Origin of the sequence: Streptomyces sp. AB3(2024), assembly GCF_041862025.1 — a bacterium.
GTDB lineage: Bacteria > Actinomycetota > Actinomycetes > Streptomycetales > Streptomycetaceae > Streptomyces.
Genome location: NZ_JBGWAB010000017.1, coordinates 30,973 through 49,691, shown reverse-complemented (window position 1 = coordinate 49,691; position 18,719 = coordinate 30,973). Strand labels below are relative to the sequence as shown.

Annotated in this window: 20 protein-coding genes; 8 read left to right on the top strand and 12 right to left on the bottom strand. The window is 71.2% G+C overall.

What is annotated here, in order from left to right; translation table 11 throughout:
- Window positions 1-9 precede the first annotated feature (9 nt).
- From ACEPPI_RS10245 to ACEPPI_RS10225, 5 genes are all read right to left on the bottom strand, one after another.
- Entirely contained in the window at window positions 10-333 is a 324-nt protein-coding gene (locus ACEPPI_RS10245; protein ID WP_373914914.1) for a hypothetical protein, read from the bottom strand.
- A 488-nt stretch (window positions 334-821) separates the two neighbouring features.
- A complete protein-coding gene (locus tag ACEPPI_RS10240) occupies window positions 822-1,379 on the bottom strand; it encodes a hypothetical protein (RefSeq protein ID WP_373914913.1) in 558 nt (185 codons plus the stop codon).
- The gene (locus ACEPPI_RS10235; RefSeq protein WP_373914912.1) at window positions 1,379-1,957 is read right to left on the bottom strand and encodes a hypothetical protein; all 579 of its coding nucleotides are present in this window, start codon (window positions 1,955-1,957) and stop codon (window positions 1,379-1,381) included. Before ACEPPI_RS10235 ends, ACEPPI_RS10240 begins: the two co-directional genes overlap by 1 nt.
- A 302-nt stretch (window positions 1,958-2,259) precedes the next feature.
- A complete protein-coding gene (locus tag ACEPPI_RS10230) occupies window positions 2,260-3,135 on the bottom strand; it encodes a glycosyltransferase family 2 protein (protein ID WP_373914911.1) in 876 nt (291 codons plus the stop codon).
- A gap of 17 nt (window positions 3,136-3,152) precedes the next feature.
- Window positions 3,153-3,338: a hypothetical protein gene (locus tag ACEPPI_RS10225; protein ID WP_373914910.1), complete on the bottom strand. Its 186-nt coding sequence runs from the start codon at window positions 3,336-3,338 to the stop codon at window positions 3,153-3,155.
- A 260-nt stretch (window positions 3,339-3,598) separates the two neighbouring features.
- Between ACEPPI_RS10225 and ACEPPI_RS10220 the strand changes: the two genes are divergently transcribed.
- A complete protein-coding gene (locus ACEPPI_RS10220; RefSeq protein ID WP_373914909.1) occupies window positions 3,599-5,200 on the top strand; it encodes an alpha/beta fold hydrolase in 1,602 nt (533 codons plus the stop codon).
- A 105-nt stretch (window positions 5,201-5,305) separates the two neighbouring features.
- Here the strand turns inward: ACEPPI_RS10220 and ACEPPI_RS10215 are convergent, their stop codons facing one another.
- The gene (locus ACEPPI_RS10215; RefSeq protein ID WP_373914908.1) at window positions 5,306-6,013 is read right to left on the bottom strand and encodes an SDR family oxidoreductase; all 708 of its coding nucleotides are present in this window, start codon (window positions 6,011-6,013) and stop codon (window positions 5,306-5,308) included.
- A 603-nt stretch (window positions 6,014-6,616) separates the two neighbouring features.
- Here ACEPPI_RS10215 and ACEPPI_RS10210 point away from each other — a divergent pair.
- A complete protein-coding gene (locus ACEPPI_RS10210) occupies window positions 6,617-7,102 on the top strand; it encodes a CDP-diacylglycerol diphosphatase (protein WP_373914907.1) in 486 nt (161 codons plus the stop codon).
- Window positions 7,077-7,328, top strand: a complete 252-nt coding sequence (locus tag ACEPPI_RS10205) for a hypothetical protein (RefSeq protein ID WP_373914906.1) — start codon at window positions 7,077-7,079, stop codon at window positions 7,326-7,328. The genes ACEPPI_RS10210 and ACEPPI_RS10205 overlap by 26 nt, the downstream gene beginning before the upstream one ends.
- A 211-nt stretch (window positions 7,329-7,539) precedes the next feature.
- On the opposite strand, the gene ACEPPI_RS10200 is transcribed toward ACEPPI_RS10205, so the two are convergent.
- Window positions 7,540-7,839 (bottom strand): putative quinol monooxygenase, encoded by a 300-nt coding sequence (locus ACEPPI_RS10200; RefSeq protein WP_373914905.1) that lies wholly within the window; start codon window positions 7,837-7,839, stop codon window positions 7,540-7,542.
- Window positions 7,840-9,020: 1,181 nt separating this feature from the next.
- On the opposite strand from ACEPPI_RS10200, the gene ACEPPI_RS10195 reads away from it, so the two are divergent.
- Both ACEPPI_RS10195 and ACEPPI_RS10190 read left to right on the top strand, forming a co-directional pair.
- Complete coding sequence (locus tag ACEPPI_RS10195) at window positions 9,021-9,413, top strand: hypothetical protein (RefSeq protein ID WP_373914904.1); 393 nt, start codon at window positions 9,021-9,023, stop codon at window positions 9,411-9,413.
- 75 nt (window positions 9,414-9,488) lie between these two features.
- On the top strand, window positions 9,489-10,748 hold the full coding sequence (locus ACEPPI_RS10190; RefSeq protein ID WP_373914903.1) for a hypothetical protein: 1,260 nt from the start codon (window positions 9,489-9,491) through the stop codon (window positions 10,746-10,748).
- A gap of 182 nt (window positions 10,749-10,930) precedes the next feature.
- Here ACEPPI_RS10190 and ACEPPI_RS10185 read toward each other — a convergent pair whose 3' ends face one another.
- Entirely contained in the window at window positions 10,931-11,527 is a 597-nt protein-coding gene (locus tag ACEPPI_RS10185; protein ID WP_373914902.1) for an NADPH-dependent F420 reductase, read from the bottom strand.
- A 45-nt stretch (window positions 11,528-11,572) separates the two neighbouring features.
- On the bottom strand, window positions 11,573-12,391 hold the full coding sequence (locus tag ACEPPI_RS10180; protein ID WP_373914901.1) for a 3'(2'),5'-bisphosphate nucleotidase CysQ: 819 nt from the start codon (window positions 12,389-12,391) through the stop codon (window positions 11,573-11,575).
- A 140-nt stretch (window positions 12,392-12,531) separates the two neighbouring features.
- Between ACEPPI_RS10180 and ACEPPI_RS10175 the strand changes: the two genes are divergently transcribed.
- Together ACEPPI_RS10175 and ACEPPI_RS10170 are read left to right on the top strand one after the other, a co-directional pair.
- Window positions 12,532-13,437, top strand: coding sequence for a LysR family transcriptional regulator (locus tag ACEPPI_RS10175; protein WP_373914900.1), 906 nt, complete (start codon window positions 12,532-12,534; stop codon window positions 13,435-13,437).
- Between the two features lie 251 nt (window positions 13,438-13,688).
- Window positions 13,689-13,985 (top strand): hypothetical protein, encoded by a 297-nt coding sequence (locus ACEPPI_RS10170; protein WP_373914899.1) that lies wholly within the window; start codon window positions 13,689-13,691, stop codon window positions 13,983-13,985.
- Between the two features lie 418 nt (window positions 13,986-14,403).
- On the opposite strand, the gene ACEPPI_RS10165 is transcribed toward ACEPPI_RS10170, so the two are convergent.
- On the bottom strand, window positions 14,404-14,745 hold the full coding sequence (locus ACEPPI_RS10165; protein ID WP_373914898.1) for a HopJ type III effector protein: 342 nt from the start codon (window positions 14,743-14,745) through the stop codon (window positions 14,404-14,406).
- A 1,548-nt stretch (window positions 14,746-16,293) separates the two neighbouring features.
- On the opposite strand from ACEPPI_RS10165, the gene ACEPPI_RS10160 reads away from it, so the two are divergent.
- On the top strand, window positions 16,294-16,521 hold the full coding sequence (locus ACEPPI_RS10160) for a hypothetical protein (RefSeq protein ID WP_373914897.1): 228 nt from the start codon (window positions 16,294-16,296) through the stop codon (window positions 16,519-16,521).
- A gap of 5 nt (window positions 16,522-16,526) precedes the next feature.
- Here the strand turns inward: ACEPPI_RS10160 and ACEPPI_RS10155 are convergent, their stop codons facing one another.
- Together ACEPPI_RS10155 and ACEPPI_RS10150 are read right to left on the bottom strand one after the other, a co-directional pair.
- A complete protein-coding gene (locus tag ACEPPI_RS10155; RefSeq protein ID WP_373914896.1) occupies window positions 16,527-16,919 on the bottom strand; it encodes a cupin domain-containing protein in 393 nt (130 codons plus the stop codon).
- Entirely contained in the window at window positions 16,916-18,367 is a 1,452-nt protein-coding gene (locus ACEPPI_RS10150) for an MFS transporter (protein ID WP_373914895.1), read from the bottom strand. Before ACEPPI_RS10150 ends, ACEPPI_RS10155 begins: the two co-directional genes overlap by 4 nt.
- Window positions 18,368-18,719: the final 352 nt, after the last annotated feature.

The following is an 18,719-nucleotide window of genomic DNA, read 5'->3' as shown; positions in this document are numbered from 1 at the left end:
CGATCACGCTCATGCCGACGCCCAGCGGGGTGGCGTCGGCGGGTGCTCCGCGTAGATGTAGATCGGGTTGGTGTTGGCGTTGTGGACGGACAGGAAGGTGCTTCCCGCGGGGGCGTCGGGGAAGACCTCCTTGACGGTGTAGCAGTGGTCCTCCACGGGGTTCTCGATGACCTTTCGAGGTGCGGTCAGCGCGGACCCGCCTTCGGGTGTGCCGAGCACTACCTGGAGTCTGCCGGCGGCGGCCGACGCCGGACCGGTTACGGTCGTGGCCAGTGCGACGGCGGCCGCAGCTGCCAGGCAGAGTCCGGCTCGGCGGGCGATCGGCGTTCGCATGCGACCTCCAAGACGCAGCAGGAGCATGTGTGCCTTGCCTCTCCAGTGCCGTGCGGTCCGTCCGACCCCGCACCGCCTGGAGTACACGTACGTCGCCCACCTGCGGCTTTCGGTCGGTGGTGCAGGCGCCGGGACCGAGCCGCCCCTGCCTCGCCTGACCAGCGGGTCCCGATCCCGGTGCGGGCCGCCACCATGCGACGACGGCGGATCCCATCCGCCCGGGATCCAGGTGTCCGACGCCGATCACCCGCACCTGTACGGCTGCCCGGCGTTCCCGGGCACGGGCACGGGCCACCCGCACACCGACCTCGTGCGGTGAGCCGTCCGCGGGTTTGGGCCCGGGTGCCGGTCGGGCTCCGGCCACGGTCATGGCCGAGCGCCGGATTCGGGCGCGGCGGATCATCGGCCGGTTGATGGGCGATCACCCGGTCCAGGGCTGCCAGGCCAGGGTGAGGGGTGTCCTTGCAGTTGAGGACTCCTCGTGCTGCCTAGCCGCTCGGTGCGTCGGTGACGATGTCCTCGCACGGCGGCTGTGGGGTGGCTTTCGCGACGGCCCGGGTCCACGCGTCGGGGGTGGTGCGGGTGTTGTCGGCGGAGTCGGCGGCGATCACGTAGCCGCCGCCGTACTCGGGGGCGAGTGATCCGGCGATCACGTACCGGCGGCCCGGTACCAGCACGGCCTGATGCTCGGCGGCCGGGCCGGAGTAGTAGGCGCCGTCGGCGTTCACACCGATGGGCTGCCCGACGGCGAACGAGGCCGGGACGGCCGCCTCGTCGCCCTTCAGCCGGTCTTCGACGGTGAGGGTGGACAGCAGGACGCCGCCGGAGTCGCCGGGCGTCTGGTCGAGGTAGCGGCCGCGTTCGGCGACCTTCGCGACGACCACCCACGCCGCGTGGTGGGTCACGTACTCGCGGCGGCTGGTGTCGAGCGCGCACACCGCCTCGACCGTCACGTCATCGTGGCCCCACATCGTCCACGCCCCGCCGACGGCCCCGGCCGCCACGAGCACCCCGGCCACGCCGACGGCGAGTGTCCTGCGCTTCATCAGCCCCACCGCTTCCGGTAGTTCGCGATGTCCACGTCGGTCGGCTCCGTGACCCACAGCGTCGATCTGGGGGAGGCCCACAGGATCGACGCCACGTCTCGGCTCTTGTGGCAGAGGCCGAGGGCGTGGCCGAGCTCGTGGCCGAGGACGTTCAGCCGGCCGCTGGTGTCCGACTCGACCGCGGGCGGGTCGAGCTTCGACGCGTTCAGGTAGATGTAGTCCGTGGCCCCTGCGTTGCCGTGCCGCTCCCAGTAGGCGGCCCGGTGGTCGGCTTTGGAGTAGTCGCGCCATTCGAGATCGTTCACGGTGGTGGCGGTGTCGGCCATGATCTTCACCTTGCCGAGCGCGTTCCACGACTTCGTGACGGCCGCCCGGGCGGTGTCGTACTTCGTGGACTCCGTCCAGGCGATCTCAGGTCCGTCCAGGTCGACGGAGGAGAACCCCCTCGTCTCCGTCGCGGTGCCCTCACACGGGGCGGCGGGGTCCGCCGCCGCGGCCGCCGCGGTGTACGGGGCCCACACGGCGGCGAGTGCGAACGCGGTGGCGACGGCGAGCGCGGTTCCTGCCCGGTCCGGCATCGTGCCCCTCCTCGGCCGACGGCGTGAAGCCTCGGAGCGTAACGGCGCCGTCCGGGGCGGCGGCCGCGGTGGGCCGGTCCGCCACCCGCCCGGGCGAACACACTGGCCGGGACCGTGCGTGATGGCCGTAACCACTCGCTCCCTCACTCCGCCCTGACGGCCGCCACGCGCAGGCTGCCCGCCGCCCGCCGCCCGCCGCCCGCTGCCCGCTGCCCGCCGCCCGCCGCACGACTGAGCGGGACGCCCGGGACTCCAGCGCACCGGGCGTCGTCACCGCCACGCACGCGGTGGGTGTCCTCCCGTCAGAACACCGGGGGACGTCCCAGCCGCGCCATCCGCCAGGCCGTCCGCCACCGCATGGGCCGCCTGGGCGGGCACGGCACGCGCACCCCTTCGAAGAAGCCGGCCCACCAGGCGGCCAGCCCCGACAGCGGTGGCCGCTGCACCAGGGTGTACGCGGCCCACGTCGCCAGGTAGACCGGCACCAGGACGCCGGGCAGGTGCCGCTTGGCCAGCCAGACCCGGTTCCGGCCGGTGTTGCGGTAGTACACCTTGTGCCGGGAGGCCGCGGTCCGCGGGTGCTGCAGCACCATGTCAGCCCGGTAGTCGATCTCCCATCCGGCATCCAGTGCCCGCCAGGCGAAGTCGGTTTCCTCGTGGGCGTAGAAGAACGGGGCGGGGAAGTCGCCCACCTGGTCGATCACGCTCATGCGGATGGCGTGGCCGCCGCCTAGGAACGTCGTCACCGGCCCGGACACCAGCGGGTTCCTGCCGCCCAGGCGCGGGACGTGTCGGCGCTGGCTCGCCCCGGTCTCGTCCGCGATCCGGAAACCGGCGACGCCCAGACGCGGGTTGGCGGCGAACGCCTCCCGGACCAGCCGGAAGGTGTCCGTACGCGGCAGCAATCCGTCGTCGTCCAGGACCACCACGACGTCGACGTCACCGCCGCCGCGCTCGCGCAGCCGGCGCACACCGGCGTTCCGGCCGCCGGGGATGCCCAGGTTCTCGGGCAGCTCCACCCCGTCCACCCCGTCCGGGAGCGGGGGCAGGGCAACGCCCTGGGCCAGGACCACGACCGTTGCCGGACCGCCTTCCTGGGCGGCAACCGAGTCCAGCAGAGCTCGCAGCTCCGCGGGCCGGTCGCCCATCGTCAGGATCACCACACCGATGTTCGCCATTCCGCCATCTGTTCCTTTCACTCGTTGTGCTGTTCGGCCGCCGGGTGGTCCTTCAGCACGGTCAGGGTCTTGACCATGTGCGACGCGACCGCGGCCGCCACCGGGCCCGGGGCGGCGGCGTAGGCGGGGACCGGGTCAAGCGTGTCCGTCACCGCGTCCTCGGCGGTGAACGCGGCGCCGAGGAAGTCGTGGCGACGTTGCATGACGGATCTCCCCAGATCGGCGATGGCGGCCGGCGGATCGGCTTCCAGGGCCCCACCGATGACGGCGGAGCCTAGACCGATCCCGGCGACGGCCACCTTCCGCTTCGTCCTTCCGGCCCGGTGAGCGGCGCGGCGTACCGGGCCGGCGACCGTCCGTGTGCACGTACTCGGACCAGCGAGTAGCTTTGGTCGTGTGCGTTCCGCCCGCACCGCCGCGGCGGCGCCCAGCGGGGCAGCCGTCGAGCGGCAGAGGATCTCCCATGGCAGAGCACGGCTTCCGTAACAGGGCGGCACCTGCCGGGGCCCTCCTGGCCCTCCTGGCCCTCCTGGCCCTCCTGGCAGCACTCGGCCCGACACCGGCGGGCGCCGCACCGCCGAATGCCGGTACCACCGGTACCACCGGTACCACCGCTACCACCGGCCCCGGCAAGGACGCCGCGTCACGTTTCGTGCCGGGTCCCTGCCCCAGTACGCCTGAGCCGATCGAAGCGCTGGCCACTGCCCGGTGCGGATTCCTGGAGGTCCCGGAGAACCGCGCCCGTGCCGGCGGCCGGAAGATCCGGCTGGCCGTGGCGGTCATCCCGGCCATTTCGGCGAAGCCCGCCGGGGACCCCGTGGTGTTCATGTCGGGCGGCCCCGGTGGCGAGACCTTCGACGACATCCCCTTCCTGGTCTCCTCCGGCCTGAACCGGGACCGCGAACTGATCGTCATGGCCCAGCGCGGCAATCTCTACGACAAACCCGACCTCGCCTGCCCGGAGCTGGACCGCTTCTACGCCAGGTCCGTGGGGCTCCCCTCCTACGCACCGCAGACGCAGAGACTCATGCTCGATGCGGTGGAGCGGTGCCGGGACCGCCTGACGTCCGACGGAACCGACCTGAGTGCCTACAACAGCACGGAGAACGCCGCCGACTTCGCCGACCTGCGCACGGCGCTCGGCATCAGGCAATGGAACGTGTACGGCCATTCCTACGGCAGCAACCTGGCCATGACCTACCTGCGCCTGCACCCCCAGGGGATCCGCGCGGTGGCGCTCGACTCCATCGCCCCTCCGCAGTACGTCTCCCTGCCCTTCGCCTGGGCCGGAGCCCGGGAGGGCCTCGACAACCTCTACAAGGCCTGCGCCGCGGAGCCCCGCTGCAAGAGCCGCTACCCGGACCTCGCACGCACCCTGAACGAGCAGGTGCGCAAGCTGCAGGCCCACCCGCTGACGCTGAACGTCCGGCCGCCGCAGGGCGGAGAGCCGGTCAAGGTCGTCCTCGACGGCGGCGCGCTGGTCAACCTGCTCATAGCCAAGGCGATCCCGCTCAAGGACGTGCCGGCGGCGATCGACGAACTCGGCCGCGGGAATCCGGAGCGCTTCGCCCGCGCCCGCGCCGCCGGCTCGGTCCAGGCCGTCGGCCAGACCGCCCACGGACTGACGAACTCGGTGGTGTGCGGCGAATGGGTGCCGGACCACTCGGCGTCCGATGTGCTGAAGGCGGGCCGCGAGGCATTCCCCGACTGGCCGGACCCGGTCCTGGCCCAGGCGCCCCAACTGGCGTTCCAGGAACAGGTGTGCCGTGTCTGGAACGTGCCGGACCGTACGGCCGCGATGCGGGTGGCCCCCGTCAGCACGGTCCCGACGCTCTTCCTCAACGGGACGTTCGACATGAAGACCGGGGCGAGCTGGGCTGAGAAGACCGCCCGTACGCTGCCCCGCTCGACCACCGTGCGGATCCCCGGGATCGGACACTGGGTGGTCCCGCAGTCGCCCTGTGCCCAGAAGGTCCTGGCGTCCTTCCTGGCCCGTCCGGCCGCGCCCGACACCGGCTGCGTGGCGGGCCTCGGGTGGGAACCGTTCACGATCACCCCGAAGTGACCACCCGAAGTGACCACCGAGCACTGCGCGCTCGTCGGCGTTCAGCGGGCGAGGGCCGATGGAAAGAGGAGCCATCCACCCATTCCGAGGTGGCGGGAACCCCGTCTACCAGGGCAGTGGTTCACCATCCCGGAAGAAGCCCCCGGTGGGGCCGGAGTCGGGCAGGGTGGCGGCCCAGACGACGCCGGCGGCGCCCTGTTCGACGGGTCCGCCGCCCGAGCCGCCCATGTCGGTGGCGATCCAGCCTGGACAGACGGCGTTGACCAGGATCCGCTCGGCGCGTAGTTCGTCAGCGAGCTTGCAGGTGAGGGCGTTGAGAGCGGCCTTCGAGACGCCGTAGGCGGGGGTTCCGCCGGACATGTGTTCCAGGGATCCGGACTCGCTGGAGACGTTCACCAGGCGCGGGTGGGCTGAGCGGCGCAGCAACGGCAGGAACGCCTGCGCGGTCCGCCAGGCGCCGAAGAGGTTGGTCTCCAGGGTGTCGCGGACGTCGTCGAGGTCGGCGGAGACGGCGCGCCGGGTGGTGTCGTAGTTGATGGCGGCGTTGTTGACGAGAACGTCGAGGCGCCCGAACTCCGCCTCCACGCTGCGAGCGAGGGCACGCACACCATCGGCGTCGGTCACGTCCAATGGGTACGGCACGAGCGTGCCGGGTACTCCGGGGGCCAGGTCGGCGACGGCCCTTTCGGCGTCCTGCGGTCGGCGTGCGCAGACCAGGACGGTGTGGCCGAGCGCGGCGAGCTGACGCGCGGTTTCCCGGCCGATTCCGCGGTTGGCGCCCGTGACCAGCGAAATCGGCGTGGCGGTGCTCATGTGCTCTCCTCGGCGCGGACGATCTGGACCCGAGCCCCACGCTATGCCGCCGTCCTGCGTACACGGATCAGGCCCGAGCCGCAGGCGGCCCGAGGCTTCGGACGTAGTCCTCACGGACCATCGCGCCCGGCGACCACCCGGCACCCCGAGAACCCGCTCCATATGTGAGCAGAGCAGGTTGAGCAGGCCTCTCGGAGGCGGACTCCCCACCCCGTCGGCTCTGCGCCCGCATTCGGCATGCTCGTGGATGGCTGCCCCGGCACCACGCCGGAGGCGCTGACCGCCTTCCGGCGAAATACCTGGCCTTCCCCCATTTCCTTGCCGGGAAAAGGAGGGACCACCGCCTAATTTGTGAGCGGACCAGAGGTCGTCGACCATCGGAGCTCACCTGTGAAAGAAGCCGGCAAGCCGAACGACATGCCTCGGCGTCAATTCGTGGTGCTCTCGGGCGCCCTGGGCGCGGGAGCGCTGCTGACCGGTGCGGGGGGCAGCGCGTCCGCGGCGACAAGTCGGGGCTCCGCCGCCGGAGAGCCGTCGTGTTGCCCCTGTCCCACGGACCCGAATCCACCTGGAGCCGGACAGAGTCCCTGCCCTCCGGCCCAGATGCAACCAGTCTGCGGCAGCCCCGCCGATACCGACCCTCTGTGGCAGGACGTGCAGTACTGCACGCAGGGGATCGTCCCGCCGTCGGGGAAGCCGGAATGCCTGAAGACCACGCCCAACTACGTGGTGCTGCACGGCAAACCCGAGACGCAGCACAATTACCTCCTCCTGCCGAGTTGCCGGATCACGGGCATCGAATGCCCGTTCCTCTTGACGGCCAATGTCGCGAACTACTGGCACGAGGCATGGGAGAACGCCCGCCAAGGAGGAGACGTCCCCGTCCAGTACCCCAACATCGGGCTGGGCATCAATTCACAGTCCGCCCGACGCTACAACCAGCTGCACATCCACATGGCGGGCGTCCGGGAGAGCACGCAACGGCGGCTGCAGGCCCTTGAGGCATCGGGGCGTATCGCCCCTCAGCCGTCGCAGTGGGGGGGACGCCCAGTACCAGGCGGCCGTGACCGGAGCGGATGGATCGGGTGACCGCACGTACCGGATCCTCCGGCTCAACGTGCTCACGCAGAACCTCTTCGACCTGCTGAACCGCTACGTGGTGCGGAGGTTCGGGCTGGACATGGCGGGCCAGACCCTGATCGTCGTGCCGAAGATGACGGCGACGGGGTTCGCGGGAACCTTCTACGTCCTCAACAGCGACTCCTCCCTCCACGACGGGACAAACACCTGCGACCACCTGCTCGTGTACAGCTGAAGCCCGCTCCTTGACGGTGGCGAAGCCGGGGTCGCCGGGCGCGCGGGGGCGGTGGTGCGATGCGCGCCGACCTGTCGCGGGGCTGTGGTCAGGGGGTCGGGTGGCCGAACCGGCGGGTGGCGGCGTACTGGAACGTCTCGGGGCCGCCGCCGCCCCCGTGCTCGCGCCCTTTACCGGCCCGTGCCTGATGAAGCGGCCACGACGGGCGGGTTCACGGCAGCTTGGCGGCCAGGATGTCGATCTTCTGGATGTCCGGGGTACCGGCGAGCAAGGTGGGGGTGATGTTCATCAGGGCGGCCGCGATCTTGCCGTTCAGATGGGCTTGGCGCCCTGCTTCGTCGTTGAAGGTGTCGAAGACCCCGAAGCTCGTGGGGCCGAGCCTGAAGGAGTACCAGGTCACGGTCTGGGTTTCCTGACGGGCGAGTTCGAGGGCGTTCTCCAGGAGTTCCTGGACTTGTGCCGCGTGCTCGGGCTTGGCCTCGATGCGGGCCAGAAGACCGGTGTGGGTCATGGGCTGCGTACCTTTCGATCCGAGTTGGTTCTTCTCGCCGGTGGAGCATTGCCGCGGCCGGACGGTGTGCGGCTGAGGGGTCGACATGCTGCGCCTCGGCTCTGGCTCAGCGGCAGGGCGAGGGCCGTCCCGGCGTTGGCGGGGGAGTGCAGGGACACCCGGTCGGCCATGGTGTCGATGTCGATCCCACGGTGCTCGCGCAGCTCGACGAACGGGATTGGAAGCCAATGCCGCGGCGCCGGCGCGCGGTGGAGGAGGGAGCGTTCGCCTGCGACCGGACCGGTAGGGCCAGGGTGGTGACCGACGTGGTGGGAGCGAGGGCCGTCATGACGGATGTCTTCACTGGGCACCCTCGGGCAAGGACGGAACCCGGAGCAGCCGCACGACAGGCCGCACCGGACACGGGAGTGCAGATCGTCACACGTATCTGACACTCCGTCACGGAAGCTCGGCGGCACGGGCACCATCGTTCCGCCATCTCTCACCTGGCTGGACGCACAGAGCCGAGCGCCCTTGGCCATCGACCCCGTCGGCCACTGACGCGCTGCCGGAGAGGTTCGTGCCGTACCCGCCCGGTCTCCGTACCGCGGGCATCTTCTCCGGTCCGCCTGCCAGTCCACGGAAGGTGCCTGGTGTCAGCTGTCGTGGACCGGTACTCCCGGTGTCAGAGGCCGCTGGCAGCATCGCCGTCATGACCTTCATCCGTACCACTCCGCCGCGGCCGGTCGACGTGACCGCGGTCTTCCCCCGACTGGCCGCGCTGGCGCGCCCGGCGACCCGGTTGCACCCCCGTCCGGGGACTCCGACGCCGCATGACAGTTCGATCGGCGGGCCGCTGCTGTGGCCCGCCGACGAGCCGTGGCCGCACTGCGACGCCCCGCACGAGGGGGGCGGTCACCTGCTGGCCGTGGTGCGGATGGATCAGCGCGTGCGGGCGAGAGCGGCGGCGCACCCGGAAGGGACTCCCGGCGGATCTTGGCGCACGCCGCAGGAGGAAGCGTTTTTGGAGCAGATCGACTGGGACCAGGAGCGACCCGATGGCCCGATCCCCCTGCTGCCCGTGGCCCAGTTGTACGTGCGTGACGTTCCCGTGCTGCGCCCGCCCGGACGGGCCGACCTCCTCCAGGTGCTGTGGTGCCCCTTCGACCACCCGGATTCGTACATGCCGCGGACCGCTGTGTTTGGGCGACTGGGCCAGGTGGGAGGCGGCCGGCGCCGGTGTGGACGGCTCCTACGCTCCCTACCCGGATTCCTACTACCGGGGCCATCTGTCCGTCGCCCCCGGCTGGAAGGCCGGCGGCTGGCCCCAGTGGGGCTACACCGACCCCGCCCCGCGGCAGTGCCCCGCCTGCGACACCACGATGGACCCGCTGCTGGCCATCGACACGTTCGAATGGGACGGCGCGGACAGCAGCTGGATACCGTACGAAGACCAGGCCGCCGCGTCCTCCAGCGGTGACCACCACCGCGACACGCTGCAACCGACCCGTGTCCAGATCGGCAGCGGCCACAAGCAGCAGCTCTACGTCTGCCCGGCGGCGCCGGAGCATCCCCACATCGAGCTGATGCAGTAACGGGCCGGACGGCAACCGCCCGCAGTTCCTCGAAGCGCCGAGGCGATGTCGGACACGGCTGGCAAGATGCCCCGCATGGATCTTGTACGCCCGCTCGCCGGCATGGACGCCCATCCCTGGCACTCCTTCACCCATGCGTACGGCAGCGCCGAAGACATGCCGGATCTGCTGCGGGCCCTGACCGGAACCGACGGGGATGCGGCGGACGAGGCGCTGTCGGAGCTGTACGGGTGTGTGCTGCATCAGGGGACGGTCTACGCCGCCAGCGCGGAAGCGGTGCCGTTCCTTGCCAGGATCGCGGCGGCCGGCCACCGCACGGCAGACGTCCTGGAGCTGCTCGGTGGCATGGCCGAGAGCGAGGACGAGTACGGCCTGGTGCCGGGCGCGGTACGGGCGGCAGACGGCAACGAACCGTGGCAGCTGACCAACCTGCTGGCGGGATGGGGCGCCGACGCTGCGCCGGCGCTGCCCGAGCTGTGCGCGGCGCTCCCGCACCGTCCGAGCCAGGCAGCCCGGGCCATCGCCTCCGTTGCCGAAGCCTGCGCTCTGCCGGATCGCACGCGGGCCGTCGGCTCCTTGCGGGCAGCCGAACAAGGAGTCCTGCACGCGGCGAAGGCCCTGTACACCCTCGTCGGCGAGCCCGCACTGCTGTTGAGCTGTCTCGAACAGGAACTGCGCGGCGGCCGAGACCTTCGAGGGGCCGCCGCGGCCGTCGGCCCACTCGGTTCCCGGGGAGCGGCGCTGGCCCCGGTCCTGCGCGAGGCACTCGGCCGCTCCGAGGGGGACACCACGCCCGCGCTGGACACGGACACGGCGCTCGCCGAAGCCCTCTGGCGCGTCACCGCGGACGCCGACGGGGCCGTTGCCGTTCCCGACTCGGTACTCGCCCGCGCCGAACACAGCCCCTGGTCCCGGTGGTCGGTGGTGCGGGCAGCCCGTGCGGCGGCGCTGCTCGGCCCGGCGGGCCGACCGCTCGCCGCCCGTCTGGAAGCCGCTCTCGGTGATCCGGTCCAGGCACCGGCCGCCGTGGTGGCCCTCATGGCCGTCGCAGACCCGGCCTCGCTCGACCGCACCGCGCTTGCCGAGCTGGCCCTGCGCTCCGCCGAACAGGACGCCGATCCCTCAGGGGCGTGCGACGCGCTGGAAGCCCTCGGCTTCACCGCGTTGACCGCAGACCACCTGCGCCGAGTGGACGGGCTCGCCGACGGCGACACCCGGGTCGTCCGCTCGGGAGTCGAAGACCGCATCGTCCACCAGGACGAAGCCCTCCGAATCCGCGCCCGCCGGCTGGCGCTCACGTTCCACGCAGGCGGCTCTGCCCTGCGGGCGGTGTGACTGTCGCCGGTCGGGGAAACCGAGCAGTCGTCAAGGTCCTGGCCCGGGGCCGTGCAGGTCGGCCGAGCGAGTCACGGCCGGGCCGGCCCGCGTGGCCCGCGTGGTCGTCGGTGCCGGCGGGCTTCCACGGCGGTGGCGGGGCGGATGCGGGCCGGCCGGAGGGTGGTGTGCCGGGTCCGGGGTCAGCGGGTGATCGAGACCGCGAAGGGGACGAATCCGCTGGAGCGGATCACGTCGGGTACGAAGAGGATCGCGGCCTCCGTCGCGCGGGCGGTCCGGATCCCGCCGAGGTCGGTGATCCATTCGTTGTGCCAGCCGAGGTCGGTGAGGAGTTCGCGGACGGTCTGCTTGGCCCGGGGGTCCTCGCCGGAGAGGAACACGGTGGGTGTCTGGGTGAGCATGGCCGGGGCGGTCATCACCGGGAAGAGCATGGTGTTGAGTGTCTTGACGACGTGTGTCTCGGGGAGTGCTTCCTGGAGTTGCTCGGCGAGGCTCGATCCGGGGTAGAGCAGGTCGGCGGGCAGGCCGTCCGGTCCGTCGGTGGTCGCGTTGGAGACGTCGACGAGGAGGGTGCCGCGCAGTTCGTCGCGCAGGGCGGCGAGCCGTTCCAGGGAGCCGGCGCCCGGGGTGGCGTTGATGACGATCCGGGCGCGTCGGGCGGCGTCGGCGGCGGCGCCCGGCGTGCGGTCCGCGACGGTCACCTCGTGCCCTGCACGGGTGAGGGCGGCGGCGAGGTTGCCGCCGACGCGGCCCTTTCCGAGTACTGCGATCGTGGTCATGAGGGTGTGCTCCCTTGTCGTGCGTGCGGGTGGGGTGGTGTTCGGTCAGCGTGAGAGGGTGGCGACGGCCTGGGCGTGGACACCGGGCGCGGCGGCCAGGAATCCGGCGCTCTGCGGGGTCCAGGGGCGGCCCTCGGCGTCGGAGATCCGTCCGCCGGCCTCGGTGACGAGGAGCGCCCCGGGCAGCAGGTCCGCGCGGGCGCCGGCGAACTGCCAGAAGGCGTCGAGCCGCCCGGCGGCCACGTTCAGCAGGTGCAGGGTCGCGGGCACGGCGACGCGGACGACGAGTGCGTCCAAAAGCATCGCGGTGATCGAGGAGCCGACGCGCCGCACGACGTCCTCGTCCTCGTCGGGCCGGGCCTGACTGGTGGCCACGACGCTCAGGCCGAGGTCCGCGGTCCGGGAGACGTGCAGCGGGCGTCCGTCGAGGTGGGCGCCCCCGCCGGTGAGCGCGGTGTAGGTTTCGCCGGTCAGCGGCAGGTGGACCACGGTGAGCACCGGCTGGTTGTCGCGTACGAGGGTGGCGGTCACCGCCCATTCGGGCAGGGCGTGCAGGTGGTTGACGTTGCCCTCGGCCGGATCCACGACCCACCACTCGCCCGACGGCAGCGCCCCGCCGTCCAGCTCGTCCTCCACCCAGCCGGCGTCCGGGCGCAGGGCCGTGAGGCGGGGCCGCAGGATGTCGAGTGCTGTGTCGTCGTTGGCGGCGAGCGCGCTCATCAGCTCTTCGCGGGTCCGGTACGGGACCACCTCGCCGAACCGCTCACGCAGTGCCGAACCGGCCTCACGCACAGCGTCCGCGGTCTGGTCGAGCAGATCGGCGTCGGAAACGGTGGTGTCAGTGTTCTGAAGGGTTTCGGACATGGTGGTACTCCCGTCTGAGCAAGGGGTGTTGACGAAGGCTTCGGGCCGGGCCGTGCGTTCCGTCCTGCGCCGTGGTGACGACGCTACGCACCCCCTCCGTTAACATCAAATGCATGTCAAGCACGTCTGGGATTACTCCCATGCAATTGGATTTGAACCTGCTCACCGCGCTCGACGCGTTGCTGGAGGAAGGCAGCGTGGCCGGGGCGGCCGCACGCCTGCATGTCACCGCCCCCGCGATGAGCCGGAGTCTGGGCCGGATCCGGCGCACGACCGGCGACCAGATCCTGGTGCGCACCGGCCGGACCATGACCCCGACGCCCTACGCGATCGCCGTCCGGGAACAGGTGCACGAGCTGCTGCACCAGGTCCGGGGCGTGCTGGCACCGAGCCGTGAACTCGATCCGGCAACGCTGGAACGCACCTTCACGCTCCGCTGGCACGATTCCCTGGTCGCCCTCGGCGGCCCCGCGCTGCTCGCGGCCGTACGCGGACAGGCGCCGGGCGTGCGACTGCGCTTCGTCGCGGAATCGAGCACCGACACCCCCGAACTGCGACGCGGCGAGGTCGACCTGGAGGCGAACGCCAACCGCCCGAGCGCACCCGACATCCGCGCCGAGCGCGTGGGCGAGACCCGCCTCGTTGCCGTCGTGAGGCAGGGACACCCCCTCACCCGCGCCCGAGCCTTCACCGCACAGCAGTACGCCGCCGCCGAACACGTCACCGTCTCGCGACGCGGAAACCTCAGCAACGCCCTCGACGATGCCCTCACTCGGCTCGGCCTCACCCGCCGCGTCGTGGCGGCCGCCCCCACGGAAGCAGCCGCGCTGGAGTTCGCGCGCGGCACCGACCTCCTGGTCAGCGTCCCCGAAATCACCACACGCACCGCTGCCGCCGACCTCGGCCTGGCCGTACTCCCCCTGCCGCTCGAACTCCCCTCGGCACCGGTGTACCTGTCATGGCACCAGCGCTACGACACCGACCACGCCCACACCTGGCTGCGCGCACTGGCGCGAACCGCCCTGGCCACACGCGGAGCGTCGTAGCCGCCGCCGCACGGCCCCTTCGCCGGGACACGTCCACACTCCGGGGTCACCTCACAGCACGGCCGGATCGCCCGCCCGTTCGACCAGGTGTTCCCGTACGCAAATCTTGACACGCTTCTGGTCCGCATCGCCGACCCCGATCCGCACCTCCGACTCGCGTCTTGACGGACAGAAATTCCGGCCGCGTGTACTAGGATCCGCCGCTAGCGTCACTCGGTCGACCCTTGCTCACCCCATCGACAGGAGGCCCGATGATCGGCGTGCTCGTGACTTTCACGCAGACCGACAAGTTTGACCGTGTAACTCTCGCAAAGATTGCCGGCGAACTCCGAGGACCGTTCGAAGGCATGGCCGGCCTTCGCTTCAAGAGCTTCATGCTCGACGAAGACGGCGTTCACGCAAGGAACTTCTACGTGTGGGAGGACGAGGAGAAGGCCCGTGCCTTCTTCACGGAGGGGCTCATCGACAAGGTGACGGGGATTTACGGAGTCCCGCCCAAAATCGAATACCTCGACATCGTGGGATTCGTCGACAACTCTGGCGCCTGATTCCCCGGGAGCCTGCCGCACAAACCCCTGCCCTCCGCGCCGTCCTGGGCAGGCGCGGCATGCCACAGAACTGCCCCACACGCGATCGGGACCAACCGCTGCTGCAGCCCCTTGACCTGCGCGACCGGCTGCCCGAGGACCATCTCCCCGAACGGCTGCCCACCCGGGAGGGCCGCCGGTGGCGGGGATCACCGGCCTCGCGGACTGCCTGCGCGCCTGCTCGCGCTCGGCTGCACACCGCCCATGGCGGCGCGGATCCTCTTCGACGGCGGCGGCCAGGCGGGGAAGTGGCGCGGCAAGGCCCAACCCGAACCCGCGCCGCCGCCGTAGGCAGTGCTGCCGGCGAGCGCGGCACGAGGCGAGGCCTTCAGGACGGCGTGGTGCTCGTGACCTTTGGCGCTCGCCCGGAATCCGCTGTTCAGCCCTTGCGGGTCAACGGCCGCCCGGCGAAGCTCACCCCGTCCAGGCCATGGGCGATGAGGTTGCGAATGTTGCCGTGGTCAGTGTCGTCCGGCGTCGCCAGCACACTGCGGTAGTGCTCACCGAATGCCAGCAGCGCCTCTTGGTCGCTCAGCCCTTCCAGCAGGGCCAGTCCCAGCGTCTTGCAGGAGCCCTCGTTCGTACCCGCGGCATTTTCCAGTTCCCCATTGCGGAACGCCTGCGGCTGATACTCGTAATGCGCGGCGACGAAGGCCAGGGTGTCGGCGAACTCGTGCTCACCTGACGCAAGGCTTGCCCGCAGCGAGTTCAGATCAGTCATGTCGGTTCCCTCGGCTTGAACGGACGACCGATTGCCGTCCGTGACCGGACGACGATATCCCCCTCAAGGCCAGCCGGTAACGAGCGGCATCTCCGCAGGTCACGAAGTGCGTCTGTACGATCCGCTGAGAGCCGGTCTCGGTCCGGGCGATCGGCCGCGAGGGCGGTGCTGATCAGCAGGCCGTCGCGGTTCCCGACCTGAGCCGCAGGCGGGTCGGCCGCGTACTACGGCGACGGGACCACCCCGCTCGGTGACGACGAGTACGACGGGCTGCGGCCCACCATCGCGGCCTACGAGGAGGCCCACCAGTTCGAGGGAGGCCAACCGGTCCGGGTCGCCCACGTCTGTGTGGCGAAGCCGGCCCCGAAGCGTTCCGGTCGCGGCAAGGTGGCGTGGCAGCGGACCTACCCCGGGACGGGCATGTCGCAATCCCGTCTGTCCACGGAGGGCACGCTGTGGGTCGCCTACCCGGATGGCGACGGCCGGCTCCTGGAAGGTGTTCTGCCGGATGGATCCACCGGGCCCACCGCCCGCCCGGAGTGCCACCCCGATGAAGCGATCGGGGCGCAGGAGGCGGCCTTGTGACGCATACCGATCCGGCAGAACCGCAGTCCCGACCGGGCCGCGTACGCACGCGGGGGAAAAGCAGATGCCGCCCCAGCCGCCGGGAGGACCGGAGAGGCGACGGCCGCACCGACGGTCACGGCGAGCCGGACTGCCTGGATCCTGGCCACACTCTCTGTCGTCACGGTTCCAGTCTGTCGATCCGACAAGACCGGTGCACCGCGCTCACGGAGTATGGGGTGCCGGTAAGAACGCTGTCACCAGCGTTCTTACCGGCACCCTAGTATGTGCCAGAACCGACAGGGAGTCGCTGACGGAAGGATCGGCGGTCTGGGGAGTCAGCTCTCTGCGAGGGCCCCGAACCTTCCGGGATGTGGCCCGGGGGCCCCACGGGGTGCTCGCGACGGTTGCCGGGGAGGCCAGTCCCAGTGCCTTGTTGTCCTTGCCGTCCAGCATGTGGTTGAGCCAACGTTCATACCAGCTGAGGAAGTTGTGTGCCGAGGAGACGTTCGGAAGCAAGAAGCCGGCCGAGTTGCCCGTGACCACACGGCCGGCGAGGGGACCGGTCACTCCGATGAGGCACAGATCTCTCGTCTCCGAGACCCTACCGATCTGCTGGGCAAAGACACATCCGGGGGCCTGGACGGGACCTGCCCGGTGCCGATGGCCGGCGTGGTGGCGCTCATCCTGCCCGGCCCGCACGCCACCCGTGCCCCGGGCGGCGACCGCGCTGCGCGCGATGGCCCGCCCCGCCACGCACGCCGGCATCCCCTCCACCTTGATCGCCGACCCCGCGTCGCCGGCCGTACCCGCAGCTTCGGCAGGACCGGCCGCCGCTCCGCCGCCCGGCGCCGGAAGGCCCCGGGCGGCGTGCTGACCAGCTCGGTGAAAAGGGTGATGAACGTGCCGCTGCCGGTGCGGCTCCCGCGAACACGCCCTCGCCGGTGGCCGGACCTCCCGCTTTCTCTCGTCGTCTACCGCATCGTGCGCCGCAGCCTCCGTCGGCTCACGGGGCGGGAGGAACGCGCGCAGGCCAGGCGGCTTACGTGGAGCCGGGCGTTCTTCAGCCGACGGTCGCTGCTGCGCACCGCCATCCGCAAGAACCGCAGGTACTGCAACAACCGTCCGCGCTACGTCCTGCAGGTGCAGGAGACAGCCACGCCGGGGGCCCGGGTCGTCCGGTTGCGCGGGCCCCCGGAGCTGGAACGCTGAGACGGTCAGCGGGTGTCGGTGCGCTTTTCGAGGCGGGTGCCCTGGCGAAGAGTGATCGACATGAGGTCGCTCGGGGTGTCCAGTTCCAGGCGGTGCCAGCGGCCGCGGGGAACGATCACGGCGGTACCTGCTTGCAGTTGCACTGCCGCAGCCGATTCGTCGAATCCGGTGGGACGGAAGTAGAGGCGAGCCGAGCCGGCGAGGCAGCAGACCGCCTCCTCTGCCTCGGGGTGCATTTCCCAGTGGTCGGCGTGCACGTCGGCGTCGGTCTCGACATGGAACGCCGCGATCTGCCAGGCGTCGGAGTCGCTGGTCGTCATCTGCCGTTCGGAGGCCCGGACCTTCCCGTCGGGGTAAAAGCGCAGTGCCGAGCCGAACAGGTCGATGGGTGTTGTCATGCTGACGGTGTTCCCTTCAGTTGGGTCTGTGCGGGTTTGGCGGCTCGCGGAGTGGGCGGCGCGGGGCAGTGGCGGGGCAGCACGGCGATTGCCACGGCTGCCGCGAGCAGGAAGAGCGCGGCGGTGACGGCCAGGCCCAGGGCGTAGCCGGCGTTGAGTGCGGCGGGGCTGGTGGCCGCGCCGGTGTGGTGTGCCGCGAGGGTCGCGAGGACGGCCAGGCCGACGCAACCGCCCAGTTGGCGGGAGCTGTTGAAGACGCCGGAGGCCATGCCGGCTTCGCGGGGGGTGACGCCGGTGGTCGCGGCGGCGGCGACCGGGGCCAGGACCAGTCCGGTACCGACGCTGGTGAGGACGGACGGTCCGAGTACGTCGGCGAGGAAGCTTCCGTCCGCTCGGACGGAAGCGAACCAGGCCAGTCCCGCTGCCGCCAGCAGAGCTCCGGGCACCAGGGATACGCGCGGGGAGCGGGAGGAAGTGATCCGTGTCGCGGCGATGGTGCCCGCGACCAGGCCGGCGGAGAAGGGCAGGAAGGCGGCGCCGGTAGCGGCGGCGCCCAGGCCCAGGACCTGCTGCATGTACAGGGACACGAAGTAGAAGGCGGTGAACTGCCCGGCCGCCGCGAGGAACACCAGCACATTGGCACCGGCGATCCAACGGCTGCGCAGGAGCCCGAGGCGCAGGAGCGGCGCGGGGGTCCTTGATTCGGTGACGGCGAAGGCGGCCAGCAGGACGGCCGCGGCGGCGAGGGTCACCAGCGTCGCCGGGGAGGCCCATCCCGGGGAGTCGCCGCGTACGACGGCGAACACCAGCAGCCCGATTCCGCCGGTCGCGAGGACGGCGCCGAGCACATCCGGCTTCTCGCGCCGGGCGGGGGGCGGATCGGCGGGCACGCCCAGGGGGACCAGCGCGAGAGCGGCCGCGACGATCGGCAGGTTGACGAGCATGACCCACCGCCAGCCCGCGTACTGCGTCAGGATCCCTCCCGCCAGCACCCCCAGTGCGCCGCCCGCGGCGTTCACCGCGCTCCACACCCCGAGCGCGCGGGTGCGCTGAGGGCCCTCGGGGAAGGTGGTGGTCAGCATGGCCAGGGCGGCCGGAGCGGCTGCGGCGGCACCCAGTCCCTGGCCGGCACGGGCGGCGATCAGTTGCCAGGGCGTCTGGGCGAGCCCGCCGGCCAGTGAGCACAGCCCGAAGATCACCAGGCCCAGTACGAAGAGCCGACGCCGGCCGTACAGGTCGCAGGCGCGGCCGCCCAGCAGCAGAAGCCCGCCGAACGTCAGCGCGTAGACGTGCACTACCCAGGACAGATCGAGCGGGGCAAATCCCAGTGCGGTGCGGATCGCGGGCAGCGCCACGTTGACCACCGACATGTCGAGGGCCACGACGAACTGTGCGACGGCGACCGCGGCCAGCACAGCGCCTGGGCGCCCTCCTAAATTTCTATACATGTAAGAAAAGTAGCGGTGGATGTGCCTCGGTGTCGATCCCCCGGGCGATGGCGGGCGCGCCACAACCACCCCACCGCGCAAGCTCCTCGGCCGACCTGCCCGTATCTCGCGTGAGCGTTCGGGCCGCCGGCGTGATCCTCCTGCTGTCCGGCCGCTCCGCCGCCCCCCGGAGGTGCCGAGCCCCGTGTCGCTGCCGAAAGCGGGCAGATCTGTGCGCATTTGATGCAGGTGTGCGGAGAAAAGTGACGAACAGTCGTTACGGAATATGTTGCTCCGCTTGAGTGGTGGGTCTCGCGCGTGCGCCGGGTGGTGCGCCGGTGCGCAGGCGTCGCCGTGCCGCCGAGTTGGGCGG